This window comes from Sphingobacterium multivorum (assembly GCF_039511225.1).
GTDB lineage: Bacteria > Bacteroidota > Bacteroidia > Sphingobacteriales > Sphingobacteriaceae > Sphingobacterium.
This window is the reverse complement of record NZ_CP154261.1, coordinates 1,318,045-1,340,980: the sequence shown is the minus strand read 5'-3', so window position 1 is coordinate 1,340,980 and position 22,936 is coordinate 1,318,045. Positions and strand designations below refer to the sequence as shown.

At 38.4% G+C, this 22,936-nt stretch carries 31 protein-coding genes; 16 read left to right on the top strand and 15 right to left on the bottom strand.

The annotated features are described in order from the left end of the window. Positions 1-646 precede the first annotated feature (646 nt). Positions 647-1,918 (bottom strand): serine--tRNA ligase, encoded by a 1,272-nt coding sequence (gene serS / locus AAH582_RS05575; RefSeq protein ID WP_046674012.1) that lies wholly within the window; start codon positions 1,916-1,918, stop codon positions 647-649. 525 nt (positions 1,919-2,443) lie between these two features. Here serS and AAH582_RS05570 point away from each other — a divergent pair. The 13 genes from AAH582_RS05570 to AAH582_RS05510 all read left to right on the top strand — a co-directional run bounded on the left by AAH582_RS05570 (position 2,444) and on the right by AAH582_RS05510 (position 8,861). Beyond that, positions 2,444-2,863 carry a helix-turn-helix domain-containing protein gene (locus tag AAH582_RS05570; RefSeq protein WP_343321449.1) on the top strand — a complete coding sequence of 140 codons (420 nt, stop codon included), beginning with the start codon at positions 2,444-2,446 and terminating at the stop codon, positions 2,861-2,863. Further along, entirely contained in the window at positions 2,863-3,099 is a 237-nt protein-coding gene (locus tag AAH582_RS05565) for a hypothetical protein (RefSeq protein ID WP_343321448.1), read from the top strand. Before AAH582_RS05570 ends, AAH582_RS05565 begins: the two co-directional genes overlap by 1 nt. A 17-nt stretch (positions 3,100-3,116) precedes the next feature. Continuing rightward, positions 3,117-4,637: an A1S_2505 family phage non-structural protein gene (locus AAH582_RS05560; RefSeq protein WP_343321447.1), complete on the top strand. Its 1,521-nt coding sequence runs from the start codon at positions 3,117-3,119 to the stop codon at positions 4,635-4,637. Between the two features lie 45 nt (positions 4,638-4,682). Next, positions 4,683-4,937 (top strand): hypothetical protein, encoded by a 255-nt coding sequence (locus AAH582_RS05555; RefSeq protein WP_343321446.1) that lies wholly within the window; start codon positions 4,683-4,685, stop codon positions 4,935-4,937. Positions 4,938-4,939: 2 nt separating this feature from the next. After that, entirely contained in the window at positions 4,940-5,614 is a 675-nt protein-coding gene (locus tag AAH582_RS05550; RefSeq protein WP_343321445.1) for a hypothetical protein, read from the top strand. A gap of 98 nt (positions 5,615-5,712) precedes the next feature. Beyond that, on the top strand, positions 5,713-5,898 hold the full coding sequence (locus AAH582_RS05545) for a hypothetical protein (protein ID WP_343321444.1): 186 nt from the start codon (positions 5,713-5,715) through the stop codon (positions 5,896-5,898). Further along, positions 5,891-6,355 (top strand): YopX family protein, encoded by a 465-nt coding sequence (locus tag AAH582_RS05540; protein WP_343321443.1) that lies wholly within the window; start codon positions 5,891-5,893, stop codon positions 6,353-6,355. Before AAH582_RS05545 ends, AAH582_RS05540 begins: the two co-directional genes overlap by 8 nt. 132 nt (positions 6,356-6,487) lie before the next feature. Then, complete coding sequence (locus AAH582_RS05535; RefSeq protein WP_343321442.1) at positions 6,488-6,673, top strand: hypothetical protein; 186 nt, start codon at positions 6,488-6,490, stop codon at positions 6,671-6,673. A gap of 217 nt (positions 6,674-6,890) precedes the next feature. After that, positions 6,891-7,145, top strand: coding sequence for a hypothetical protein (locus AAH582_RS05530; protein WP_343321441.1), 255 nt, complete (start codon positions 6,891-6,893; stop codon positions 7,143-7,145). Between the two features lie 151 nt (positions 7,146-7,296). Further along, positions 7,297-7,659, top strand: coding sequence for a hypothetical protein (locus AAH582_RS05525; RefSeq protein WP_343321440.1), 363 nt, complete (start codon positions 7,297-7,299; stop codon positions 7,657-7,659). 1 nt (position 7,660) lies between these two features. Then, on the top strand, positions 7,661-7,987 hold the full coding sequence (locus AAH582_RS05520) for a hypothetical protein (protein ID WP_343321439.1): 327 nt from the start codon (positions 7,661-7,663) through the stop codon (positions 7,985-7,987). Beyond that, positions 7,984-8,181: a hypothetical protein gene (locus AAH582_RS05515; protein ID WP_343321438.1), complete on the top strand. Its 198-nt coding sequence runs from the start codon at positions 7,984-7,986 to the stop codon at positions 8,179-8,181. The genes AAH582_RS05520 and AAH582_RS05515 overlap by 4 nt, the downstream gene beginning before the upstream one ends. A gap of 320 nt (positions 8,182-8,501) precedes the next feature. Continuing rightward, complete coding sequence (locus AAH582_RS05510; RefSeq protein WP_343321437.1) at positions 8,502-8,861, top strand: HNH endonuclease; 360 nt, start codon at positions 8,502-8,504, stop codon at positions 8,859-8,861. Here the strand turns inward: AAH582_RS05510 and AAH582_RS05505 are convergent. From AAH582_RS05505 to AAH582_RS05495, 3 genes are all read right to left on the bottom strand, one after another. Next, a complete protein-coding gene (locus tag AAH582_RS05505) occupies positions 8,858-9,055 on the bottom strand; it encodes a hypothetical protein (RefSeq protein WP_343321436.1) in 198 nt (65 codons plus the stop codon). The genes AAH582_RS05510 and AAH582_RS05505 overlap by 4 nt on opposite strands. Before the next feature lie 83 nt (positions 9,056-9,138). After that, the gene (locus AAH582_RS05500; RefSeq protein ID WP_343321435.1) at positions 9,139-9,561 is read right to left on the bottom strand and encodes a hypothetical protein; all 423 of its coding nucleotides are present in this window, start codon (positions 9,559-9,561) and stop codon (positions 9,139-9,141) included. Next, positions 9,558-9,833 (bottom strand): hypothetical protein, encoded by a 276-nt coding sequence (locus AAH582_RS05495; protein WP_343321434.1) that lies wholly within the window; start codon positions 9,831-9,833, stop codon positions 9,558-9,560. The genes AAH582_RS05500 and AAH582_RS05495 overlap by 4 nt, the downstream gene beginning before the upstream one ends. A 33-nt stretch (positions 9,834-9,866) precedes the next feature. On the opposite strand from AAH582_RS05495, the gene AAH582_RS05490 reads away from it, so the two are divergent. Then, complete coding sequence (locus tag AAH582_RS05490; protein WP_343321433.1) at positions 9,867-10,553, top strand: SOS response-associated peptidase; 687 nt, start codon at positions 9,867-9,869, stop codon at positions 10,551-10,553. Here the strand turns inward: AAH582_RS05490 and AAH582_RS05485 are convergent. Beyond that, positions 10,546-10,731, bottom strand: a complete 186-nt coding sequence (locus tag AAH582_RS05485) for a hypothetical protein (protein WP_343321432.1) — start codon at positions 10,729-10,731, stop codon at positions 10,546-10,548. The genes AAH582_RS05490 and AAH582_RS05485 overlap by 8 nt on opposite strands. A gap of 132 nt (positions 10,732-10,863) precedes the next feature. Between AAH582_RS05485 and AAH582_RS05480 the strand changes: the two genes are divergently transcribed. Together AAH582_RS05480 and AAH582_RS05475 are read left to right on the top strand one after the other, a co-directional pair. After that, complete coding sequence (locus AAH582_RS05480) at positions 10,864-11,256, top strand: hypothetical protein (RefSeq protein ID WP_343321431.1); 393 nt, start codon at positions 10,864-10,866, stop codon at positions 11,254-11,256. After that, complete coding sequence (locus tag AAH582_RS05475) at positions 11,253-11,477, top strand: hypothetical protein (protein WP_343321430.1); 225 nt, start codon at positions 11,253-11,255, stop codon at positions 11,475-11,477. Before AAH582_RS05480 ends, AAH582_RS05475 begins: the two co-directional genes overlap by 4 nt. Before the next feature lie 515 nt (positions 11,478-11,992). Here AAH582_RS05475 and AAH582_RS05470 read toward each other — a convergent pair. From AAH582_RS05470 to AAH582_RS05425, 10 genes are read right to left on the bottom strand one after another with little or no spacing between them, the layout of a single operon-like run. Beyond that, the gene (locus AAH582_RS05470; protein WP_343321429.1) at positions 11,993-12,172 is read right to left on the bottom strand and encodes a hypothetical protein; all 180 of its coding nucleotides are present in this window, start codon (positions 12,170-12,172) and stop codon (positions 11,993-11,995) included. A gap of 48 nt (positions 12,173-12,220) precedes the next feature. Further along, on the bottom strand, positions 12,221-12,847 hold the full coding sequence (locus AAH582_RS05465) for a hypothetical protein (protein ID WP_343321428.1): 627 nt from the start codon (positions 12,845-12,847) through the stop codon (positions 12,221-12,223). Continuing rightward, positions 12,831-12,986 (bottom strand): hypothetical protein, encoded by a 156-nt coding sequence (locus tag AAH582_RS05460; protein ID WP_343321427.1) that lies wholly within the window; start codon positions 12,984-12,986, stop codon positions 12,831-12,833. Before AAH582_RS05460 ends, AAH582_RS05465 begins: the two co-directional genes overlap by 17 nt. Before the next feature lie 5 nt (positions 12,987-12,991). Then, positions 12,992-13,303, bottom strand: a complete 312-nt coding sequence (locus tag AAH582_RS05455) for a hypothetical protein (RefSeq protein ID WP_343321426.1) — start codon at positions 13,301-13,303, stop codon at positions 12,992-12,994. Then, positions 13,303-13,920, bottom strand: coding sequence for a glycoside hydrolase family 19 protein (locus tag AAH582_RS05450; RefSeq protein WP_343321425.1), 618 nt, complete (start codon positions 13,918-13,920; stop codon positions 13,303-13,305). Before AAH582_RS05450 ends, AAH582_RS05455 begins: the two co-directional genes overlap by 1 nt. A 21-nt stretch (positions 13,921-13,941) precedes the next feature. After that, positions 13,942-16,890 (bottom strand): SGNH/GDSL hydrolase family protein, encoded by a 2,949-nt coding sequence (locus AAH582_RS05445; protein ID WP_343321424.1) that lies wholly within the window; start codon positions 16,888-16,890, stop codon positions 13,942-13,944. 16 nt (positions 16,891-16,906) lie between these two features. After that, positions 16,907-19,132, bottom strand: a complete 2,226-nt coding sequence (locus tag AAH582_RS05440) for a hypothetical protein (RefSeq protein ID WP_343321423.1) — start codon at positions 19,130-19,132, stop codon at positions 16,907-16,909. Continuing rightward, positions 19,129-22,092: a hypothetical protein gene (locus AAH582_RS05435; RefSeq protein ID WP_343321422.1), complete on the bottom strand. Its 2,964-nt coding sequence runs from the start codon at positions 22,090-22,092 to the stop codon at positions 19,129-19,131. Before AAH582_RS05435 ends, AAH582_RS05440 begins: the two co-directional genes overlap by 4 nt. Next, a complete protein-coding gene (locus AAH582_RS05430; RefSeq protein WP_343321421.1) occupies positions 22,092-22,358 on the bottom strand; it encodes a hypothetical protein in 267 nt (88 codons plus the stop codon). Before AAH582_RS05430 ends, AAH582_RS05435 begins: the two co-directional genes overlap by 1 nt. Then, positions 22,358-22,810 carry a hypothetical protein gene (locus AAH582_RS05425; RefSeq protein ID WP_343321420.1) on the bottom strand — a complete coding sequence of 151 codons (453 nt, stop codon included), beginning with the start codon at positions 22,808-22,810 and terminating at the stop codon, positions 22,358-22,360. Before AAH582_RS05425 ends, AAH582_RS05430 begins: the two co-directional genes overlap by 1 nt. Positions 22,811-22,936: the final 126 nt, after the last annotated feature.

The window sequence follows — 22,936 nt, the reverse complement described above, 5'->3', positions numbered from 1 at the left end:
TTTTAGTTAGTTAATTTTATTATTTTTCTAATCCTATATATTGATATAAATTATATCCGTTATCATAACCGTCTAAACATAAATTGCTTAGACAATAAACAGCAAAAAAGCATAACATGCTATTGCAGTTCATTTAGAAACAGTTGAAAATATTATTGGAAAAGCGGGCCCTAGGTAGATATAGGGTCAGTCCTTAGATAAATATCCAGCTGTAAAATTTGCTCTTTTCAGCATTTACAGTAAATAATAGTTAGTGCGATTTTTATTAGCGGTGTCAAATATAGAAAGCCAAAGTTGCTTTTACAAGTTTTTTAACATAATCTATCGATAGCAGGAAATACCGCAATAATAAGTTCACAATTTTACAAATTGTTACAAAAGAAGCATTATAGAATAAAAAGTCATCAAACAATTTCCGGACAGAATTTTATACGGAATGAACCATAATTAACAAAACATTAACAATGTTATAAGAAAACATTAACATGCTATTCTATTATTTTTCATAGGAAAATTATAGTTAATTTATAATGATTCTAAACATCTAAAAATCGAGTTATAACAAAAAAAGACGCTCTACCTTCTCAGGCTGAGCGTCTTTCATGATGTTATTAAATAAGTCTAAAGATGACTTATTTATTGAAACTTAATCGATATACTCAAACTTAGTGTACGGTACCAAAACCGCGGGAACCTTAATTCCTTTTTCTGTTTGGTTATTCTCCAATATCGCTGCGACGATACGCGGTAAAGCCAATGCAGAACCGTTCAACGTATGTGCCAGTTGCATCTTGCCGTCAGCATTCTTAAAACGTACTTTCAAACGATTCGCCTGATAAGTTTCAAAATTGGAAACGGAAGATACCTCCAACCAACGTTTCTGAGCAGAGCTATATACTTCCATATCATAGGTCAATGCAGAAGTGAAACTCATATCTCCACCACAAAGGCGCAATACACGATAAGGCAGCTCCAATTTCTGCAACAGCCCTTGTACATATAAACTCATTTCTTCCAGCACATCATAGGACTTTTCAGGATGTACAATCTGCACCGTCTCTACTTTGTCAAATTGATGTAGTCTATTTAATCCGCGTACATGTGCCCCATAAGAGCCTGCTTCACGACGGAAACATGGTGTATAAGCGCAATGTTTGATTGGAAACTGCGCTTCTTTCACAATCTCGTCTCTATAAATATTGGTGACCGGAACTTCAGCTGTAGGAATCAAATACAGGTTGTCGTTACCCACATAGTACATTTGTCCTTCTTTATCCGGTAATTGTCCCGTAGCAAATGCAGAATCTTCATTGACCAAAATGGGCACCTGTACTTCTTCGTATCCTTCTTCTGCAGCCTGATCCAAAAAGAAATTGATCAAGGCGCGTTGCAATTTAGCTCCTTTACCTTTATAGATAGGAAAACCTGCACCGGCAACCTTTACGCCAAGCTCTAAATCAACAATATCATATTTGTTCAACAATTCCCAATGCGGCAATGCGTCGTCCGACAAAGCCGGGATTTCGCCATGGCTCAAAACAACTTCGTTGTCCTCAGCACTTACACCTGCTGGAACCGATTGATGCGGTAAATTAGGTAATTGTACGATTTTATCGTTCAATTCTGCCTCAATTGTACCCAATTGATCCAAAAGTTGCTTCACTTGCTCTTTATATCCCGAGGATTTGGATTTAACGGTTTCAGCTTCTTCTTTTTTACCTTGGCGCATCAGATCTCCAATCTGTTTTGCTGCCGCATTAGCCTCTGCCGAAAGTGCGTCCGATTCCGATTGGATCTTACGGCGATCTTCATCTAAACTGATGATTTCGTCGACCAATCCAATTTCCTTGAAATGCTTGACAGCCAATCTTTCGATTACCGTATCCCTGTTCTCACGGATATAATTCAATTGCAACATAATAAATAAAATGTTATATAAACTTGATAATTAGTGAATTACAAAATTTTATAAATTCACTGTAATACATATGTAATACTTTGTTCAGAAAAATATTTTTATACTACATTTTGTAGTATAAAAAATGTTTTTTATGTTTGTCTCAGTAACCACAAAGAGACATGACAAATATAAGTATTCAAAACGATTATTTAGCCTTCCGTCAGACGGTATGTGCTAATTGCAGGGAACTACTTCCCCAGGAACAAGTGATTGTTGTCATTGACCAAGAAATGACTTATACCAATCCTCAGGAGTCACATCTAGAATGTCCTCATTGTCATAGAGAGTGTGAGCTTGATTTTGAAACCGAACAAGAATTCTATTTAGCCGTAGCGTAATGAAACGTAATCTTTTTAAGCACCAAGCTGAGGAAATTCAGTTTCGTGCAGAGTTGATGCGCTCTTTATTGGCATTCTTATACATTATTGTGTTCGGGGTAGGCTTCATTTATTTATTAGTAAGAATCATTTTAACATTAGGATCATGACACGTCAAGAAATTTATCACGGTATCATAAAATTAAGAAATGAAGGTAATTCATTTATGAAAATAGGAAAAGAGCTCAATATATCTGAAACTACAGCTAGTAGATGGTTTAACAATGGACTTCCCTCAAAAGGTAAAGCAAGTATTATAAATCTAAAATCATATAGAAAGGCTAAAGCACCAAAAGAATCAAATGTTGACTCTGTAAATAAGGGTTTAGCAAAAATTGGTGTAAAAGAAAAAGTATTCAAGAATATTAAAAGAAATCCAGCCGATTACAGAATGGTCAGTATGATGGATTCAAAAAATACTGTGTTGGAGTTTCATAAAGATGATGCTCGGTTAAATGATATACCTGCAATACGTGCAGAGTGGAGGTTGAAACAAGAAAATAAACTTAAAAATCTATCCGCATAATGATTATCACACCAGAATATCTACAAAAAAAAGCTGAGGTCAACGGTGTTGATTTTGAGCTAACAAGTAATGGTATCTTTTTCAGTGTAACTGCTCGAAAAGGTGGAGCCACATACCATGTACAGGATTTCGTCCACAAGTTTCAGGACGAATACGCTCATGAGGTCCTTGAATTCATTAATAAACATGATGCTAAGATCAAGTATCTGCCAGTATCAAATTCTCTAACAGCATAAATAAAAAATAACCACAAATGAAAACAACACCATCAAACATCACAAAATTAGAAGAGAACCAAGTATTTGTTTTTGGTTCTAACATGAACGGCAACCATGCAGGCGGTGCCGCAAGAACAGCAGTAAAAAAATTTGGAGCTATTGAAGGTCAAGCTATAGGACTTCAAGGTAAAAGCTATGCTATTCCTACGCTTGACACTGATATGGAAAAGATAGCTTATAGTGAGTTAAGAAACCACGTTGATCAATTCCTCTGCTTTGCAAAAGATAACCCTGACAAACATTTTTTGGTAACATCAATAGGAACCGGTATTGCTGGATGGGCGGTTGAGCCTATAGCATCACTTTTCGTTGAAGCATGGGACTTTGAAAATCTTTCGTTACCTGCTGAATTTCAAGAAATAAAGGGATATAAGGGTTTCAATAAAGATATGAAATGCCGTGACTTTCAATATGAGGAAGGAAAAGAGTATGTACATGAGGGAAAAGCTGTGGCATGCGGAAGTGGTTTCCATTATTGCGAACACCCTTTGAATACTTTCGGTTACTACAGTCCAGGACAATCGGTTTATCATGAAGTAATTGGAAGTGGACAAGCATCTAAAGAGCGTGATGGCGACACCAAAGTCGCTGTTTCTCATCTAAAAATAGGTTTAAAGTTAAGTTTTTCAAGTCTTACGGAAGCTGCTATAAAATTTGTTTTTGACCGCGCAAAGTGGTCAAAAAGCGATCGTGCTACTGGCCGTTATGGTGCTGCAAGTGCTACTGGCGATCAAGGTGCTGCAAGTGCTACTGGCCGTTATGGCGCTGCAAGTGCTACTGGCGATCAAGGCGCTGCAAGTGCTACTGGCGATCAAGGCGCTGCAAGTGCTACTGGCTATCAAGGCGCTGCAAGTGCTACTGGCGATCAAGGCGCTGCAAGTGCTACTGGCTATCAAGGCGCTGCAAGTGCTACTGGCGATCAAGGCGCTGCAAGTGCTACTGGCGATCAAGGTGCTGCAAGTGCTACTGGCGATCAAGGTGCTGCAAGTGCTACTGGCCGTTATGGCGCTGCAAGTGCTACTGGCCGTTATGGCGCTGCAAGTGCTACTGGCGATCAAGGCGCTGCAAGTGCTACTGGCTATCAAGGCGCTGCAAGTGCTACTGGCGATCAAGGTGCTGCAAGTGCTACTGGCCGTTATGGCGCTGCAAGTGCTACTGGCCGTTATGGCGCTGCAAGTGCTACTGGCGATCAAGGCGCTGCAAGTGCTACTGGCTATCAAGGCGCTGCAAGTGCTACTGGCCGTTATGGCGCTGCAAGTGCTACTGGCGATCAAGGCGCTGCAAGTGCTACTGGCGATCAAGGCGCTGCAGTAGCATTAGGTATTGAAGGTAAAGCAATGGCAGATATTGACGGGTTCATCACAGTAGCAGAGTGGAAGTACTATGACAACGAAGGATGGAAGCGTATCGATGTTCAATCTGCTAAAGTAGATGGTGAAAAGATAAAAGCTAATACTTGGTATATGTTAGTTGATGGTGTCTTTACTGAGGCTTAGTTTTTAACCAATGGCGCCTTACTGGCGCCTTTAAAAGAAAAGAAGATGGAAAATACCCCACAAGAAAAAGCAAAGGAACTTGTTGAAAAATATATGAATATGGATTTCGACAACCATGATAGTGGTCTAGGTGGTACTTACTATAATATCAGCAAAGGTGATGCTATAGAATGTGCTTTAGTTACCACAAGAGAAGTTATTAACACATTGGAATCTGCTCAATATCTAAAAGACAGAAGCAACATTTTGGAATTACGGAGATACTGGCAATCTGTATTAACAGAACTTCAAAACCTATAACCATGAAAATGTACGGAAGTGAACCAATCGAAATAGCAACAGATGTTGTTGTCGATAACGATCAAATGTATTTTTATCAATATTTACCTATTAAGTTGGCTGGATTTACAGATAGTATCGCCTTACCTAAACAGCTTGATAGGTTAAACCTTATAATAGAAAAAGTTGTAAAGGACTTTCAAAGTAAAGTCTTGAAGCCTAAGTATGGCGTTACTTATAAATCTTTAAATGAGTATAGAGACCACTACATCTACCTAACAGCAAAATGCCTTTACATAAAAAGTGGCGAAAATCTCAATCGCTTGGGATGGCATTGTGATGGGTTTATGAGCGATGACATAAATTACATTTGGTGTGATTGCATCCCTACGGAATACGTTATAGGAACTTTTGAATTGATACAAGATCATAGAGAAAGCATTGAGCAGATGAATAGATTATTCTACAATTCTGAACCACTTAAATGCAAACCAAACAGCATTTATAGGCTTGACGAAACAGTCATTCACCGTTGTGATTACAATCATTCAAAAGATGCTGTATTAAGGCATTTTGTTAAAGTGTCATTTAGTAAAGAGAAGTACAATCTCAAAGGAAATTCCCATAACTACTTATTGGACTACAATTGGGAAATGAAAGACCGTGATTATAGCAGAAACCATCCAGTTAAATCTTAAAACAATGAACACACCAAGCCCAGATGTATTGGTAGCCTTAGCGGTATCAGTAATAATGCTAATAGCAATTAAAGTAATAACTAAAAGAGACGAAAGAAATGGAAAATATTAAAAACCACTGTTGCCATATTGATTGCAATCAAAACGCAACAAGAACAATTATTTATTCGGGTAAACCTGATGATTATACTGAATTATGCGATCAGCATCTTGTTCAGTATTTGCCTAATAACTATGCTGTTACTGTTGCGCCTATTGACGGAAAGGAGGTGTACGGTGAATAACGAAAAGAAAGCGCCAGTAAGGCAAATTAAGTTCCGAGCTAAGCAATTACATGGTGTTCGAAAAGGTGCATGGCGGCATGGATACTTTTCAAAAGATACCACTGGCACAGCCTATATCACCACCTTAGATGGTGTTGACACAGTGATTGTTGATGAATATACTTTAGGCCAGTTCACCGGATTACTCGACACGAATGGTAAAGAGATATATGAAGGAGATTGTGTCTTAATTCTCTATACCGATTGGCCAAGTAATACAGATGATAATGTGTCATTAGAAGATTATATGGACTCTTTGTCTAAAAAAGGCACAGTTGTATTTTCTCAAAATTCTTGGAATTTGGAAATGATAGATAGGTATGACGAATCATATCTATCATCAATAGAACCTGGCAGGCATGGACGTATAAAAGTTATCGGCAACATTCACAAAGAAAGCGAGGTAACCAATGGCTAATCTATTTACCAATCGACTTCCCTAATTCTTCAATTAGGTATGGAACTAAAAACAATGCGTTAGCAATCATAATAATAGTTCCAAGTAGGTAAATAATTGTATGCCTTTTCATAGCACCAAAATAATAAAAAAATGACACCACAGGAAATAGGCGAACTAATCGAATTAATAATAGGCGATATACTCACATTGGAAGAAGCAGCGTCGATAGAGTGTGTTGATCCGAGAGATCTTTCCCGTGTGATTGATGAGGTGATGACATTTCGATCTAGGTACTCTCGTAATAATTCGGTTGTTGTTCAGACCTCATTAGTTTAGAAAGGAGAAAAACGATGAATACATTAATCAAAAGAACAACAAGAAATAATCGTCGCTATTTTCTGCATAAGCAGTTAAAAGGAAGTATAGAAATTCTCGTCAGAAAGCGACTTGTGCAAATTTCAGATGAAATAATTAACAGTCTGGACGATGAAAAGAAACTTTATCTTTTCGAGCTCCGGGATGTATTCGGTTACAACCTTCAATACATAATACAATGAAAAAGTTTGAGGTTACAAATATCCTATCGCTGAATAATGGCGACAGGTTTTATTCCAAAACAGATAAGGCTAAAAAGACATATTGCCTTTTGAAAAGTGAAGGAAGGACTTATAAAATCAACTCCGATCAAGCAGATAGATTGAAAACGGTAGAGCGATGTATGGTTTATGCTATTGAGGTGAAGCGCCCCATTGAAGTTGTTTTCCTTCGCAGTACTGAATTGCCTTATGCGCAAGTATCAATGTTTTAGAAAGGAGAAAGGGAATGAACTATCACATCGGCGAATATTATAGATACCCAAACACCGGATCACGATTTAAACTAGTGTCTGTCAAAGGTTTTATTTTCCGGTTCGAATGTGGTCACTGGTGTACAGACATTGTATTTAGGGATTTAATAAGATGCAAAACAGAAATACAGGTATACAAAGACAATCAACTAAAACTAGAGTTTTAAACCCCTCCCCTTCTAATCGGGGGATAAAAGAAAAGAAGATGATCAAGCAATTTATAAAGAAAAGCAATAAACCATTAGATGGTATTCAGCTTACAGAATTTAATAGAAAAGATGTTATGGAATGGCTTTCAGGAGCTGGTAAAGAAGGTCCCGACGGATCAATATTACTTAAAACACCTGAGTCAGGAGAAGGAACCCAAATTGTTCATACAGGTAAGTTTATTCTAAAGGGGTTTACTGAGCAATTAGGCTGGCACTTTTGGCCTGTTGATGAAAGTTATATGAACGAAAATTACATGGAGGTTTAATATGAAAAATTTCGAAGATGTTAGAAATGAGTATTTCATAGAATTAGGATTTAAAAACCCTGAATCTGCAATATTCGATATGTCAATTGGGTGTTCTAAACTGGAATCAGCAATTAAGATTGAGCGACACTACACTGAAATAGGAAAACGCTTCGCCATCGAAGTAGCCAAAGAAGCATTAAGGAATGCAGCGGAGAATGCAACAATGAAATACCATTGTGGCCACTTCAAAACTGACACACCCACAAAGCATCATCAACAAGGCGCTGACAATATTCAAATTGACAAAAGATCAATTCTATCAGAAAGTAACATACCAAAGCTATGACAATAAAACAATTAAAGCAGGCTATTGCCGATCTTCCTGACCACATGGATGTGTTTATCGAAGAAGGAGAAACAGGATTTCAATTTGCACCTGTAAACGATGCAAGAGTTGAGGAAATCAATTTTAAAGAAGATCCCGACGGTGAAACTTTGGCAAGGAATAAGGTATTAATTCTTAGCGAGGATTGTTTATGAAATACCGGTATTACCATTCCTACTTCAACTGTAGATGGTCAAAAAGGAAGTTTCATCGCTCTGACAATTGGATAATATTAGGTATTCAGCAGAGATGGGTATCTACTGATACATTTTTATTGACTTTAGGATTATTCGGTTTTGATTGGACAATATGGGTTAAAGAAAAGAATAGCAAGACATGATATGAGAACAGACGAATATGTAAAACTTAAAATTACCTCTTTGGCGGATGAGCTTAAACGATGCCTTAAAATACAGCGTCAGCAACGTTTAGAAATAGGTATTAGGCTGCTGAGAAATAAAATTAGGCGACATTTATGAAACTCTCCAAACCCCAAAGAGAAGCGCTCCGACTAAAGTATTCGGGGCGCTGCACTTATTGCGGATGTGAACTCGGTGAACGCTGGTGTGCGGATCACATTCAACCGATAGTTCGCGATTGGGTAAACGGTGGATGCCAATACCCCGAACGCGATACATTTGAAAACCTAGCCCCAGCCTGCCCAAGTTGCAATACCATAAAAGGCAGCTTATCACTTGAAAGCTTCCGCAAGACAATAGCAGGCTTTATCCGCTCATTAAATAGGGATAGCACTCAATACAGGTTTGCCAAAAAGTATGGGCTTTTAGAGGAAAAACAGGTTGAAGTTAGGTTTTACTTTGAGGAGGTTGACTAGGGCTTTACAAGTTTCATTAATTCCATGAATTCTGATAATCCTGAAATTTGATCACCATCCAAATAATACCTAATATCCTCTTGGAAAGGAAATTTTTTACTACTACCGAAAGACTTAACTTCTAAGACTCGCCCGTCTTTCAAAGAGTGTTGCTCTAAGCAAGACCCTTGATTTTCATCATTGTTATTTATCATATAATTTCTTAATTAGTATGCCCTAAAGATACAAAATATAAAAGATGCTTTTCTGATAGGGTACTTAAGCCTAGACTAACAATCTAGGCTTTTACTATTGGATCAACCCAATAAACCACGTGATCAGTTAAGTTAAGCACATCCATCGGTGAAACATTGCATTCAATTATATCCTCCAATCCATCGCCGAGTATAACCGACAAGTCCCCCACAGGTACCATCGAACCCCTCAATATCGTTCCCTCATCTAAAATATAAAGATCTGAAGTGATCACATTGACACGGTTCTTGGTTACCCATTCCCGAAACTCCTCCTTTGACATCTCTTTTATTCTCTTAGCCAATTCGCGCGATTCCTCCAATTCGGCGTCTGCAATATCTGGAAACTCTTCCATTACCGTAGATTCATACATATCCCACTTACCAGTGCGGATAGCTTCATTTCTCAAATATAGCTTTCGGCCATACTCACCTACTTCGTTATAATATTGTTGTAATGTCTTCATAATTTTTCCTCTATAAAAACGCTTCCTTTTAGGTCTTCTTCCTTAATATTATTCAAAGCATCCTGAATGACCAGGATATTTGGTTCTTCAAACGGGACAGCTGTAATGCCTTCACAATCTAAAGCGACCAACCATTCAAAAACATTCGGCACTGTTATGGCCTTCCATGTTATATTTTCGCTATCCTCACAATTAGATGGAGCAATAAGAACATTATACCCCATGCTCTGAAGCTCTTTCAGTACTGAATGATTTAGCTTTGCAAATCGCATTTTATTTGTACTTTTAAGTAAATATAATCAAATATGTGTTATCATACTTCCACTCCAAGCACTAAGCAACTAGTAGACGCTTTACAAGGCAAGAATGTTCATTATCAAAATGAAGAAATCTTTCATGTCAGCGGATTTACTCGTCCATACCTTCCTGTTACTCTAAATGAGGACCAAGATAGTGTGGTGCCTGCCCGATGGAAGCTTATTCCTTTTTGGGTAAAGACCGAACAAGATGCTGCCAAATATGCTAATACATTAAATGCTGAATCGGAATCAATCTTTGAGAAAGCATCATATAAGAATTCCATACTCAAAACGCGTGGACTTCTCTACGTGAATGGTTTTTACGAACCCCATAAAGTCGCTGGGCAAAAGGACACTGAAAATTACTACATATACACACCAACTAAGGAAATTTTCACTATCGGTGTTGTCTATGCTAATTTCAAGGACTACGAAACTAACAACGTATACCCGACTTTCTCCGTTATCACTACGGCTGCCAATCCTCTATTGGAAGAAATACACAATGAGAAAAAGCGTATGCCTTTGATCATACCTCCATCCAATAGGGATGCTTGGCTAAACGCTACCAAAAAAGAAGATATTCAACAGCTCATGATCCCCTATGAAGGCGAACTTGGAGCACACAAAGTTTTCCGTGTAACCGGAGCCAAAGGTGATACCAATCGTCCCGATATCCAAGACGCTATTTAAGTTTCTTCCTTTCCATTACCACCCATTTTATCGCGGCATCCAGTTCGTCTGGCCACGCTTTTAATCCATCCTCCAATATCTTTGCGCCAGTCTCTATGCCAACATTTTGAGCGCCAAGTAAGGCCGATTCTCTGACATGATTTACATATCCTTCAGGGGGTTGTTTGCTTAGTTTCATAAATCAAATTTAAAATTTATCTTGATATTTTGCTAATAATGTTAGTAATTTTACATTATGAAACCTCTTGAAGTCTTTTGCCGAAATCGTGTTTTGTATGTTCAGATAAGCATACAGGATAAAAGTATGGGCATGAAGGACTACTACCTTTATAACAAAAACGGTCATACTTTTTACGTTTTCAGGAAGTCTCAAGGGTTTTGGGAATTGGCCTATGGCGAACTTGCCGAAGATATAAAAGAAGCTTGTATTGACGCTTTAATTATCAGGTTTGATAACGATGTGCCTGAGCTATTCTACCACCAAGGTAAGCGCCAGGTAGTCGAAGTTCGCGCGAAGAAATATAGCCTTTGGCATATCTATCTCAATAACGCCTATGTTGGCAGTATCGATTATGATAAATTTTCAAAGGCTTTCGACTATCATATTGAGGACGAACGCTTATTGACCGATGATCATATCCAAAAATACATAGGCATGATCCAACGGGGTGAATTAAAGTGGATAAAGGATGATATTCGATGAAAAAGTTTGTGACATTCGAATGCGAGGTAGACGGTCAAAAGCAAGTTGTTCAGGCATCAGTATTGCATGGTGGTGGATCAATTCAGGTTCTTATCAACAAATTTTTTATCATGTCTATTGCTTATAGAGGAGACCAATGGGTAATGCTTTGTAATAACGATAGCTGGCTAACAACAGATGAGCTCACAATATTTCTTGAAGAATTGGGATGGGAGGAATAGGAAAGGCCGATATTCTTAATATTAATTTGTTTTTGCATTCTCATTTTTGAAATGAAAATTGCTATTATTTTTTTGTTTGTATAAAACTTTATATATTTGGCACTGAACATTACATCAAATACTATTTCACGAGTCTTTTAAACAATTAATTATTTTACAATTAAAAATGTGAGAAAGCCATGTGAAGAAAAAATTTGCCTCGACCACTCGAGAAGGTCGGGGCTTTTTTAGGTCATCTCGAATTCATCGAGTAATCCCCTCCCTTTGGGAGAAACAAATAGGGATAGAGGGCTGAAAAAGGCAGCCCCGACTAAAAATATCTCATGAAATGAGTAGTAATGTTCAAAAAAACGAAGATCAAGAGTATATTTATCGCCCGTACATTGTAAAGAATGGCGTTAGGATTTATCCTAAAAAAGCGAAAGTCTTCAAGATACCCGTCAAGAAGTAGTATGCTTATGAACTAAGTCAATTGAAGCCGAAAATTATGACCTAGAGTTAGTAGGCTTCTTTTGTTATAACCTTTCTACTAATTTTATGTAAAACCCGTCGTTAATCTCAAACTTTACATCAATCCAGGTAATGATATCAATCATTTTATCATTAAACCAGTTGGTACCTTTGACTTCATTTGTGTCTTCATTGAACCAACAACGGAAACCGTAAAGTTCCGCTAAATGTGTATAACTATTCATAAGGATCGCAAAGTTACTACTAATTAAACAAATATTATTCCAAAAGGTTTAAATAACTCCTTTCTTTCTTAAAAAAAGAAATCCAATCACGAAGACTAAAGCGCCTATTCCTAACCAAATCAGCATAGAACCTTTTGGCTCCTTTTGTATATCCTCGATTTTAGTCGATTCCTTTTGCCGCTGTTCATGACTTACAGCAACTTGTTTTTGGACCTGTTCAGATCCTTTCTTTTCGTTGGACTCCTTCTTATTATTATATTCAGATTTCCTTTCCTTTTTGTTTTCGGTCTTTTCTTCCGATGGAGCTTCTGACTTTATGGAAAGACGATTATTTACACTATCCAATATCGCTGATATACGGAAGCCAGCCGAATCCTTCAATAGCATCTCCTCACCTGATTTCAATTTGTCTAAATCAACAGACGCGTTTAATTTACCACCAGGTTTCTTTGTTATGGTAGTCGTTTCCGTTTCAGTAATAGTTATGCCTTGATCAGTCTTAATCGTTCTTTGTATACTGTCTTTTTGCGTTTTCTCAGACAAAGAGCTATCGCGCTTACTGACCACTTCCAAAGTAGATTTTTCAACATGCTTAGTTGACTTTCGAAATAGACCACAGGAAGCAAAGGCGGCCACTATGACCACCATTGCCAAAACCTTACTTAATCTTCCCATCCAGTACAGCGTTTACACTATCCAAATGATTATTCCATTTTACAACGAACTCGGGCGGCAAAGCCTTTTTCTTGCCCTGGTTGTAGCTTGATGCTATTACACCGAATAACAACAGCAATATCATAATAAGTCTTTTCATAGCGACTATTCTTTGTTTATTACTTTATTCAATACGGTATCCAGTTTTTGCATACCCTGTTCAACTCCTTCTTTCATTGGTTGTACGGCATTCTCAACAGCTTTTGGCAGATCCCGTGATACTTTGGAGTCAACGGCTGGATTAACTTGTTTACGGACTTCTTCGACAATAGTGGAATTTAAGTCCCTATTATCTACGTATTGGTAAATATTGAAAGCAACAGACACAATGAGCATAACTTTAACTGAGTCCAACTTTGCTAATTTGACAATACCGTCAATTTTTCTGTCTAATACGTCTTTGCTTTCCTCTGCCATTACTTCATCATATTATAAAATTGCTTAACCAATGGAATAACTTTGTCTATTCCGATCAATCCCCCATTTACCCGGCGACGGATCACCTTGATATCATCATCGCTTACTGACTTAACCAGGTTCCACAATCGCTTTTGATTGAACATGAAAACAGCAGATTCTAATGGATATTTAGTAGCGACAAGATCCGGATTAGCAACACAGTCATCACCAATCCATTTGCTAAATAACGCGTACATTTCCTTTCCGGTTAACTGCATCCATCCACGTCCACGGTACTTATAGCCTTCACCTTTGCCATTGCCCATTCGGTTATCGTAAACGAAGTTGCCAAGCTTCTCAGGTTGACGTAAATATTGCTCGGCCAATGCATCACTGGTAAAGCGTGACGGCCATGTGTTACGGAGAGCGCGTACTGTCGTGTATCGCATATCCTCAATAACTATCGAAAAATCTCCGCTTTCGTGTACCAGGTTGCCGAAGAATTGAGCGGTCATAGCTTTAGTTGGTATACCGAAATTACACTGAAACTTAGTCAATGTCTCGTTACCAAGTATGCCGTCGGGATGCGCCCCGACGACTCTTTGGATATATTGTATTGATTCTTTCTTTGTCATCTTATTTTTGATTTTATATTTCTAAGCTTTCCATTTTAAGAATCCACAGTAATCATCTGCAATCTGTTTTGTACCATCATCATTCGGATGGACACCATTTGTCTGGTATTTTACCAATTCAGTCCCTGTATATCTTGCGTTTGGCTTTTGCATGACATAAGGAAAGTTATATAGTGTATCTAAATTTGCATGAATAGGGACAACATAAATATTATTAGACCTCATAGTCGCATTATCAAAAGTATCAAGTACTTTTTTCTGCCATGTAACAAGGCCTGTTTTTACATACATTTCCCTTGTCTGTCCTAAATTGTAGTTTGCTCCAAAGCCATCTTGTGTTGAAGGAAATACTGTGACAGCAACAACAGCATTTATTCCAGGATTGTACGCATGAACACTTGCAATCATTTCTGTTAATTGCGTAGCCATTGTATTGGCTTTTAACTGAGCAGCTGATAAGTCAGTAATACCGAACATGTCATTTATGCCTAACTGGAAAGGTACAGTGTCACCAGCTGTCATTGTTAAGCCATTGTTTGTCACACCATATCCATAGTCAAATTCACCTGTAGCTGGGTTTCTCCATGGGTTGCTGGAATCAACAGTCATTGTTGTATAGTTGATAGGGGTCTGACCTCCTCCACTAACTAAAACCAATGTTCCTGTTGCAGTTGGGGCTACTCCAGTTACGATTGACAAAGAAAAGTACCCATCACCTGTAGATGAATCAAAGTTAACTTCCTCTACCTTATAAGTCGATGATCCTTGTGAGTATACGCTATTTAAAGAAGGTACTATTGTAATACCGTTAACGAATATCTTATAGTATGGGATATTGTTGTTTCCGTAGTACCAATCGATTGTGCGGCCCGCACGTCCATCGTGTTTATTAGTTCCGCTTCCCACAGTTCCTTCAAGGCGTACTTTAAAACCGTCACTGGCAAAATTATCAAGTATGAATTGAGTTAATTTACCTGGAGCTACAAGACTGTCACCAATGACATTAAGTCCCCTTGTGATACCATTACCTTTATTAGTGGCAGACGATAATATCCTTTGGGTTCCGGTCAATAATGTTTGCCTGCCTTTCCTCACAACAATTGAAATATTGTAATCCAAATTTCCAGCCTTAGCTCCGGTGGTTCTAAATCCTCTGTTAAACTGCGAACCCACATCAGGGCCATTCCAGTCTATAACATAATTCTCATCAGAATCCCCATATGCTGTCACCAAAATATTTCTATTGAAAGCGTTCTTCTCAGCTCCTGGATATACATAATTTTCCTGAGTAAGCAATAATATTGGATCAGGAAACGTACCATCAATAGCATCTTTAACCTGTTGTACCGCACTGTCAGAAAGAGACTTTTTAAACGCACCCTTACCTAGTTCAAAATACATTACAGCTTTTTTATTTGATGCTGATGCTGTCAAAGTAATTGAACCTTTGGTTGTACTGTACATAACTACATGCGCAGCGTCTTGATCTGATGCCTGATTTGCTCCTAACAAAGCTATATATCCGTCTGCTGTTACCTGCATAAAAAGATTTTTAGTAAGATCTATTCCAGGTACTAAAACCAAAACTTTAGTATTTGTATTTACAGTGAAACTTTGCGTAATAGTCTTATCGAACATTATAGCGCCTGAGGGGCCGCCATCTCGAATAATAAACCTTGCATACGTGGGCATGTTTGCTGAATCGTAAGGCCTTATCATGAATCCGACTTGACCAAGATCAGGCACTAACCCTACTAAATGACCCCATGAACAAAATGGCGCTCCTGTAGCGTAAATTACATCTAAACCACCCCTTACATCGTAACTTGTCGGTACAAATGAGTCCTTGGTAATATCGCCGAGTCCTGTTTTAATTGGGTAAACTTCTTTACCGGCAACCGCTTTAGTTTCAGTTTGTGTAACCAATCCTACAGCAGCACCTTTACCCAAGACCTCGTTCGATAATTCAGTGCCAGCAACAAGTTCACCAGATACACCATAAAAAGTTAAAAATGTCTCCCTTGTTTCATTGCTTGTAGATGGCACACTGGACTGAGCGAAGTTCGTATCTATGGCACCATTTGTTTTATATAATATTTTTCTAGGAGTGGTCATTGCAGTATTTGACCTCGGTAATGACATATTACCGTTTGCATAGTATTCTACCCAAATGACTTTACCTGAAGTATTTTTGATAACAGTCCCTAGATCTACATCAATGTAGTTTGTCTGTCCATTTGGAATAGATATAGAAACCTGACCCTCAAAAAGAACCGCTCCATTAACATCTGTTTCACAAATGCGTACTTTTAAAATTGTTGCATTGGTATCCCTTGCTTGATGATAAATACGTATTTTAGAGAAGTTCTTAACAACACCGTAGGTATTTCCAAATCCCGAAAATGTACTTGTATTAAATGCCCATTGATAAAATCCCCCAAAGTCCTGAATCAATATCAATGTAGAATCATCTACAAACTTATCCTTTATAGGTTCTACAGCAATAAAGACAGCATTACCACTTGTAGCCTTTGTATTGCCTGATTCTACCACACCATCTGCTACTGCTACCGGCAAAGGAACACTGCTTCCTAAGCTCCAGGTATTGGCCGCGAAGTTAAGTACCCCCATCTTACCTGCCGGTACCACAACATTAGCTTGTCCGGCGCGTGTATATGTTCCCTCAGGTACAATTGAATAACCAACAGTTGCTGTAGGTGTTGGTAATACTGTTCCTGTAATGGCAACATATTGCCCCTGATCATAAGCAATCCAAAACGGTAAATCAGCAAATTTCTTGGTCCCGTCGCCTATCTTAAAGTTTATAGGCTGACCACCATCATCAACTACAAATGCCTGTTCGCCATCCAATAGGATGAGCTCATTTGCTTCCCATTTTGCTAGTGTGTCTTTCTTTTGGCGGACTCTGGCATCTAATACCTTCCCCTCTAAATCTAAATCCTCTGCCATCGTATAATGTATAATGTTATTTTTGCTTCTTCTCGCTCGGTAAATGAACTATGTTTAGTTCTAAATCCGAATCGTTTCTTCCCTCAATTGCGATAAGGTTGACTTCATTCCTTTCGGTGTTGTATGTTGGCGTGAGTGGGATAAACCTGCCATCGGTCTCAACGATATCGTAGTTATCCAAATAGCTCCAGTCGTATCCCCTTGTGTTAATTGTACCATTGAAGATATCCAGTGGCATATTCCTTGATTTCATGATAGATCTCGCATACTGAGCTGTAAGCGATCCAACATAACCGTCGGTATCTTTGAATAGATAGTCTTCATTAGACTTGCCCCAGGTACGCATAAAGTTGCTGTAATAGAATCCACTGAATGCTGATGAAATCTTGAGTGAGTATTCCTCAACCTTAGCACTGTCATTCAATGTGGCTTTGTAAACATCACTATTGGTGTTTACGCTCATCCATATCTCATCAAGGACATAGTGCTGTGCTCCCTCGATCTTGAACTCCATCATAAGTTTGCCTACAGCTGAATTTGTTGAAGCGTTGAGGATTCCCGGATCGGGGATCTTAACCTCCATACGGCCGTTGAACTCAACATTGGCAATATCGTTAAGTTTGAGGTTGGCAACTGTGATTCTGATGTTTTCAATAGCATCCTGAGTCTTAGTCAGTCTTGCATAGTTTTCAGGAACGTCAGTGACATCATATATGATAAATGCTCTATATCCTGTTTGTCCGATAAGTTGCTGAGTGTTCGGAATAAGATTTAAGAATATTGTTACAGCTTCGTCAGGAGATTTAGCCTCGTTAAATGTATACTCATAATATTCTATAGATCCGTTTCTGAGAAAACTGAATTTTGCTAAGTCGCCAGGAAGGAAAAGTACATTGTCATAAAATAATACACAGAAATATGTCAGAGGTGGAACTATAAAGCCATAATTAAATTTCTGAAGTGTAGTTGCATTTTCCTGGTTCCACCAATACCCAAATTCATTTAAATAGTAGTCTACCGGATTCCCATCTTTTAATATTGTATATCTTACCGATACTTTCAATGGACTTTGTTCCCAATTAATAAATCCATATTCGTTAGTATTGAAACCACTTAATGGAAGTATAGAAAATCCCCATGATAAAGTATTATACAATAAATGGGCGTCAATAGGTAACGATTGTTCCATTCTAAATGATCCCTTAGTCCCGCTATTTAAATATAGCTCTACTGAACTACCTGGACGGCCAGTTATAGGACTATATTGTTGCCACCCAACGTTACTATCTTTAGTCCAATGAAGAGGGTTTATACCAAGTGACCACACATCCAAACTACCATTATAAATAATGTTTTCATTTTGGTCCTGCTCGTACTTAACCTGAGCACCTGAAAGTGCTGGTTTAATCAGAAACAATGAATCCTCTTTAGCAAATCCATAATCAATACCAATTGTCTTCTTGATATTTCTTGTATGTGTCGTAATAACCGGATCACCATAACTGTTGGCACATTCGCTATAATTAACTACATCGTTCATATGTTCCATGATATCAAGCACCCACCAAGCACCATCAGCCTGAAATATACGGCACTGTAATGCTTTGCATATTCCCTCAACAATATAATCGCAGTATTTAGCCTGTGTACCATAATCAGCAAATCCTTCACCGGTCTGCGCCCATGTTAAACTTGTCATAGGATCACCATTGATCAATGGATTATTATTACGTAAACGCATTGACCACCTTATCGGTATATCAATACCAAGTAATACATTGCTCATCAATATTCTACGTAGGTAATTTAATGGAATACGTGTTCCAAGCTCACCCCCAAACCCTACATAAGGAATACCGCTCAATAAATTGAGCCCACATGTTGCTGATATCTGAACGTCAAAAGGTGGAGCATTGAAAATACGTTGCATATTATCCACAATAAGATATCCTGAAAACTTCAGTTCATCATTACGATAAAGCATGTATCTGAACTGTCTATCCTTTGCGCGCTGTATCTCTCTTACATCAACCTGACCTGTGCTCACCATAGTGGTAAGCATATTCGTATTGACAACCGGTGATTCCCACAATTCATCTGTAGTACCATCAAATGACATGATGCCAGCTTCATCAGCTTTACCATTGACGAATATCGGATCACCTGTATAACCAGGTATGTCGATATCTACTCGCCACTGGGTTTCATCATAACTTTTATATGGTATTGTGTACTTTATCATCTCGCCCCTCCGTTCCTGTCTAAAATAACCTTGATATCTTTACCTGCTATAGTCGCAATAAGCTGTCCTGTAGCACTTCTATCCACCGCCGTGATAATACCATCAACTGTTCTTTGTCCAGCGATGTTGCTTTGGTATGAAAGAGCGTTTTGATATTGTAGAAGTAATGTTTGTTTCTTTGATTCAGATAACTGCTGCTCAGCAATCTTTTGCTGCTTCTGAGCATTTTTTGCTCCAAAGAAACCAGCAGCACCACCTACTACAGCACCTATTGCTGTTCCCCATCCAGGTAAAATCGCTGTTCCTGCAGCTGCACCACTGAGGGCTCCTCCCGCAATCTGTCCACCTGTACTTGTCTTGCCTGACATGCTGGAAACAAGTCCACCTGCAATACCCAATCCTGCAACAACACCTTTTGATACGCCTTCACTCAATCCTCCGATCTTAAATCCTTTGCCATCTTTCCCCTCAAACAACTTACTAAAACTGTTACCTAACTCAGTCGCTATAAGGTTCTGGAAAGTCTTGATGACACTATTTGATAACTTATTGAATGTGTTACTGAATACATCATAAAAATTGCTACCCAAATCGTCAATACTATCGAATATTGAGCTAAATCCCTGACGGAATCCAGATTCAACAACTTTAGACAAACGCTTATTCAGTTCGGCATCATCCCTATCTTTTTGGTTAGGAGCATTACCAGTAACTGTATCAAAACTCTGTTTCAGCCCCCCCATGATAGCACTGGTATCCTTAACACCCATAGCTTTAAGTGACTCGTCAATCTTTTTATAGATATCCTCAATAGCAGCCAATCGATCAGCTATAGCCTTCTTAAGTTCATCACCTTTTAAGTTCTTGGCGAATGGCTTATTTTCCAGCTTCTCTATTTTGTCATACATCTTCTTGACACCCTCATAAGCCTTAGCATCAAACTTCTCATTGATTGAAGCCTCAGCGAGCTTACGTGCTTCAGTTATTGCTTGAAGTACTGTAGAATTGTTCCTATATTGATTTTCTAGTTCGTTGAAATAGTTCTTGCTTGCATCAAGCTCCTGTTGTCTCGATTTCACCCTGGATATGCCCGCATCATTAAGAATCTTAGTGATAGTATCCTGAGTGGATGTATTGTAGTCTAACTCTATCTGTTTTGCCTCTGCTTCCCTATTAGTTACTAGATCAATCCTCGTCTTATTGATAGCATCCTGAGTAGCTTTTGCATTAGCAATATTTTTCCCTTTATTTTCTTTCTCAAGCTTATCGAGTTCATCCAAGAATCCTTGATACTTTTGCTTATTTCTAAGCAACAACTCATCTAATCCAGTAGCTTGTGACACCTGAACTGAAAATTGACCTTTCTGCCCTACACTTTGAACCTGATCAATTAAATTCTTTGGAACAGCTGTGGAAACTCTAGCACCTCCAACTTTTTTTAACCCCTTTTCAAGTTCAGCGAGCTGCTTTTTATACTTGTTCGTCTCCTGGATGTTAGCCTGAATATCTTCCTTAGTCTTTAAGAAAGGTCTTTCTTTGTTAAGCTGTTTAAGTTTATTCTTTACCTCACCAATTAAACCAGCTTGGTCTTCTAAAGGTGATTCAAGGCTTTTAAGCTCATTCTTAAACAATGTTGTCTGCTTAATATTTTCCTGGATATCCTCCTTTGTTTTTAGGAAAGGACGCTGAGCTTCTAACTTTGATATTTTATCCTGAAGCTCACCAATAAGGCCAGTATTCTTTTGCAATGCCGGAGCGGATTCTATAGCAACCTTATTAAACTCGTCCATGTTTTTACGAGCTTCGGCACTCGTAGTAATGAAAGTTTTAGTTTTATCATTAGCAGCAGAATACTCCCTTCCAAGTTGGTTGATAATAGTATTCAGCTGTGTAATAGCTAAGGAATTATCTTTTTGTACTTTGAAGTTTACGCCATTTACCGTTATTGTTTGTCCAACATATTTTGCAGCATCTCTCTCCAATAAGTTTTTAGCAGCAATAGCTCTATTGTACTCATGAAATAGTTTGGTAGCATCCTTTGTAGCCTGCAAACCAGCAACAGTATTTTTTACGTAATCTTCAGCTGCTTTAGCGCTCAGATTCTTTGCTGCTTCTGCAATACCAGCTTGAATTATACTATTCTTTAATCGGTCATATGCTCGCGCTCCCTCATCAGCAAGAATTGCCTCACGAGTCATGTTTGCAAAAATATCAGGATATAACTTCTGTAACCTCTCTACAGCAATTGTTTGCTGTTCGCGTGTTGATGTACCTGACTTGATTATCCCGAATAGGATATTCAGCTCAGTAAATTCTTTGGCATAATTAGCGGATGCCTCTGCTGAGCTCCTATTTACTGCATTAAGAGTTTTAAGGTAATTTTCAACGGCATCGCGTTGTTTCTGTATAGCATCAGTTAGATTATCTGTTTCCCTTTTGGTTTTTTGGGAATGCATCTGCCACATGGTAAAACCTGTGATCACTGCACTGACACCTAAGGAAATCAAGTTGCCCGTAGATAACAATGAAGAGAAAACGGATTTTATTGCAATAGCTGTACTACCAGCCTGTTGCCTTACTGATCCAAACAACTCAAAAGCCCTAGTAATATTGTTACCAACAGATCCAATATTATTGGCAGCATAGGGAAGATCCTGAATGATCCTTGTAAACTCTACAGCTACCCCGCTTCCTGCTTTTACTGAATTATTTAGCTTATTTACACTGACAACAGCTTCCTGTGATGATGTTGACACTTCTTTTGTGGAAGCATTAACTTTACGCAAAGAGGCATTATACTGTTCAAAACTGTTCCGCCTTGCTGCAGCATCCCATTGTTCAGTTGACAATTTAGCCGCCTCAAATGATTTAGAAACACTTGTCGCTGATTGCTCAGCCTGTTTCATTGCATTTGTCAACGAAGTAGCATCACCTGTTAATACTGTTTTTAATTGAGCCATTACATCCCCTCTATTAATTCCCTCGCTTCTTCTACCGTTGTAATCGGCCTTACAATATTCTCATCATCCATCCTCAGATGTATTACCTCAGATGGGCTTATTGCTTCTGTGGTCCCAAATCCTGAATGGTTAATAACTGTTGCAATCAATGTTCTTGCTATGTTCCAGTTATCCTCATCCTTTTTGTTCTGAGCTTCCATGACCAACATAACATCGTTTAAAGTCATGGTTTCAGTTTCTGCAAGCTTATAGCCTGCCTTTAACATCAGGATTGTGGCTTCACCCGTGGTGATGCCTTTTTTTTTGCTTTTGGAGCTTCTTTTGTTGGCTCAGGAATACCATAGTACACCCTCATCTTTTTACCCAGGTAATTACTATCTAGGTATTGGTCCATTAGCTTGTTGCTTTCTTCTTGATCAGCATTATCAAGAAGTATTGTAAATTCATCAACAGACAGTTTATCACCACCATTGATATTACAATGCAGATCATTTGCAGCCTTCAACATGATAGCCCAACGGTATGATGATTCCATCAGATCAATTTGACGAAAAGGTATTTTTAATCCATCCTCATCTAGGACAGGCTCCCCTTTTTCATCAACAATAAATTCTGGCAATAATGCCTGCTCGAAATGTTCGATATCATGCCCTGTTATCTCCTTGTACCTTCTGAACGCTCCTAGGCCAAATATGTAGCCCCTCTCTGATAACTTCATTTGCTTGTTTTTTCGTTAATTTTTTACTTGTCTGTAATAGCCATACCTTGTGCTTAATCGAACAAGGTTTACAGGATTCCACCCACACATCATAGAATATATGAACATGGGTGGAGTTTATCCTTT